This is a genomic window from Novosphingobium aquae (assembly GCF_037572715.1).
GTDB lineage: Bacteria > Pseudomonadota > Alphaproteobacteria > Sphingomonadales > Sphingomonadaceae > Novosphingobium > Novosphingobium aquae.
The window spans coordinates 1-3,452 of sequence record NZ_JBBHJY010000018.1; the positions used below are offsets into that span (position 1 = coordinate 1).

Annotated in this window: 2 protein-coding genes; both read right to left on the reverse strand. The window is 63.5% G+C overall.

Annotated features, from left to right (window positions below):
- Window positions 1-111: 111 nt before the first annotated feature.
- Window positions 112-1,152, reverse strand: a complete 1,041-nt coding sequence (locus tag WG900_RS19995) for a PepSY-associated TM helix domain-containing protein (RefSeq protein WP_339970120.1) — start codon at window positions 1,150-1,152, stop codon at window positions 112-114.
- 3 nt (window positions 1,153-1,155) lie between these two features.
- Window positions 1,156-3,252 (reverse strand): TonB-dependent receptor, encoded by a 2,097-nt coding sequence (locus WG900_RS20000; RefSeq protein ID WP_339970121.1) that lies wholly within the window; start codon window positions 3,250-3,252, stop codon window positions 1,156-1,158.
- Between the last annotated feature and the right edge of the window lie 200 nt (window positions 3,253-3,452).

Below are 3,452 nucleotides of genomic sequence, written 5' to 3' on the forward strand. Positions count from 1 at the left end.
CGCCTAGCAGGTATATGACCACAAATCACCGGGCGGTTGGAGACTGGCAGGCAAGTTTGGGGGCTAGCCAAATCAGCTCTCAACGACTGCTTTGTCAGCGGGTCGTGACCCTTACCTTCTACGAAACCAGAAGCTCCACGTCGAAAACGCTCCAAGCAAAGCCAAGGCTAGCCCGGTAACAGTGAGCAGAAGCCGATAAGCGATCCCACCTACTTTCCCCGCGTGGATTGGGTAGGCCATGTTGAACGCTTGCGTCCCCGACTGCATCTTAAGGGCGTCGCGGCTGGAAAGTAGGGCGCCGCTCGCTGGGTCGAACCACAGCATTGTGCGCCCATTGGGCAGCCACTCGGCCGCGCGCTTCATGCGGATCGTAACCGGATCGCCGGATTTCTTGGGCACCGCGACGATGCGCAATTGTGCGTCGGGATAGGCACGGTGCGCGGCCACCACGATCGCCTGCCAGTCAAGATCGGGTGCGAGAGGCCCTGCGGAAAAGCGCGGTGCCTTGAGATCGGCCTCGATCGCTGACGAGGAGGAAAGCGGGGCCAGAACCGCGCCGGCAACCGGGCGGAAGATCATCATCGTGCCGGTGAGCGCAATCAGGAACAGGACGGGAGCGGCGATGATTCCAAGGTCCCGATGCTGCATCCTGATGGCCGGACCGGTCATCCGCGCCGGCCAGAGCCGGAACCGGAAGGTCCGCCGCGTGCGCCACCACAAGATCGCCCCGGTAACGACGAAGATCATCGCGGCAAGACCGGCGACGCCGATCACGGTTTCGCCCGCTTCGCCGGTGAACAGGTGGTGGTGCAGGTCAAACAGCCACAGCTCGGGCCGCTCCCACTGTCTCGACCAGCGGGCCACGGCTTCTCCCGTCTGCGTAGCATAGAGCCCGCCCGCGCCGTCGCGAAGCTGGACAAGGCCGAAACGGTCGCTGGCGAAGACAATGCTTTCGCCTCCGCTTGCCCCGGCCAGCAGGCGATCAGCCAGCTGGCCAAGCTGCGCCGGATCGGTCACTCGCGCATCTGCGGCATGGGGCAAGCCGATCCACTCTTCCTTGTGAACCAGTATCGCGCCGCTCAGGCCCAGCACTGCCAGGATCAATCCCAGCAGTCCGCCGCCCCAGCGGTGGAGAAGGTCGAGCAGCTTCATGGTCTAGAACCGATAGTCCCAGCCGAGCGTGAAGGTGCGCCCCTGGCCGGCAAAGTAGAATGTGTTGTCGGTCGGTCGCTGCGTATCGCTGGCATAGGTGATGTACTGGCGGTCGAACAGGTTCTGGACGCTGAAGGTCAGCGCGCCGATGCCCGTCTGGTAGCGCAGGCTGGCGTCGGTCAGCGTATATCCGCCGAAATCGTTGCGGGCATCACGCACCAGTCCCTTGAAACTGCGCGAGAGATAGATCTGCGTCTGCACGCGCGCCGAGAGCGGCCCCTTTACATAGCTCGCGGCAAGGTTGAGCCGGTCGGGTGAGATGTTCGCGCCGTCGAGATCGGTATCGACCACGTCATCGCCGTTGCTGTCATAGCGGCCCGAAAGGTGGGCATAGCCGGTGCTCAGCTTAAGGCCCTCGATGGGCATCTTCACGGCGAGGTTGATCTCGATACCCTCGATCTTCACCCGCTGGCGCTGGACGTCGAAGATGCCGTCGGGCCGGGCGATGAGCAGCTGACCATTGTCCGACGAGGACCAGAAATAGGTGGCCGAAGCATCGAGCGGCCCCTGCTTCACCTCGATCCCGACCTCGCGGTTGTTGGAGACGATCGGGCTGATGTCGAGGAAGGTGTCGATGTCGACGCCTGTCCGGTTCACCGCGCGGGTGATGCGGCCGACGTCCGGTACGGTATAGCCCTCGGCATAGCTGGCATAAGCGCGAATGCCGGGAACCGGCTCGACGACGACACCGCCGTTGAACAGAGTGTCGGAAAAGCGCGGGCTGCCACCCGAGACGAGCACGCGGTTCGAGGTGGCGAGCGTAGTGTAATCATCGATGGTGATGCGCACGTCCTCGTACCGAACGCCAGCAGCCAGGCGCAGGACCTTGTCGAACAGGGCGAGATTGGCCTGGGCGAAGGGCGCGAGGCTACGAAAGTCGGTGGGCGGCACCCAGACGCGATCGGTGGCTATCAGGCGCTGTTCGGTGCGGTCCCACAGCGCGTCGAAACCGACGATGGCGGTCAACGCCTCGAAGCCGGGCATTTCGCGCTCGTAGCTGACCTTGCCGCCGAACTTGCGGCTGCGGTTCTGCGACTGGTCGAACAGAGTGCCGACCGGGGCGATCAGTACGTCCTGGAAGGTCGCGATCGGGGCGATCTCGCCGCCGAAGGTGTCACGGCTGCGGTTCCAGAATACCTGGCTGACGAGGTTCCCGCCCCACAGCGCGCTATCGGTGAGAGACAGGGCAAGGCTCTCGGTAAGGTTGGCGGCGGGAACGCCGGGGGGCGTGCCTATTACGGCGCTGGTCGGCAGGCCGGCAGTGCGATTGCCGTTCACCGCGACGAAGTCACCGTCGCCCTTCAATTCGAAGCGGCTGGCGATCAGATCGAGCCGCGCCGTGTCGCTCAGCGCATAGCCGAAGCGGCCAAACAGCGAGAGCGATGCGGAGTCCTGCGTTTCACCCTGGGTCAGGTTGATGCCGATGCGGCGACCGTCCCCGTCATAGAAGACACCGCGCATTTCATAGGCGGCACCGAAGGTCGCATCGAAGCGCTCGCTCTTGTACTGGACGAGGCCCGCGGTCTTGCCGCTGATGCCGTCCCCGTCAAGGCCGTCGCCGGCGGTGCCCTGGATGAGCGCACGGCCGCTGATGCCGTCATCGCGCGGGGCGCCGACGGTGACCTGGTTGACGATACCGCCCGTGCCGCCGATGCCCTGAAGCGCGTTCGAACCGAAAATCAGCTCGACCCGGTCAACGAAGAAGGCATCGATAGTGAAGCCATCGCGGCTGCCGTCGCGCAGCGGCGTCGATTGCGGGATGCCGTTGATCGCGTAGAGCGGCGAACGCCCGCGCAGGGTCTCACCCGCACCCGAAAGCTTTTGCCGGGTGGGAGAGAAGGATGGGGTCAGGGTGGCAACCGCATCGGTCACCGAACCCGATATCGACACCTGCTGGTCAAGGTCGTCCTTGCCGATCACATCCACGGTCAGCGGCAAGGCGTTTGCCGGAAGGATGCTGCGCGCCGCTGTCACAACGATTTCATTTGCCGAGTAGGCTTGCGCCGCCTGAACGGTATCCGTGTCAGCCGGCTGGGCCATCACGGGCTGGTTAAGCAAGGTCAATGAAGCAGATGCAAGCAGGGCAAGCTTATGGGGATGGCGCAAGTGACTAACCTCAACAACGGAAAGGATAGGGGCGGCTAGCAATCCTTTTCCGCTAATGCAAGTCATTCGCAATAACGGTGATGTAGATCAAATCCCATCCGTTCGGTGATTTGTGGTCGTATACCTGCTAGGCA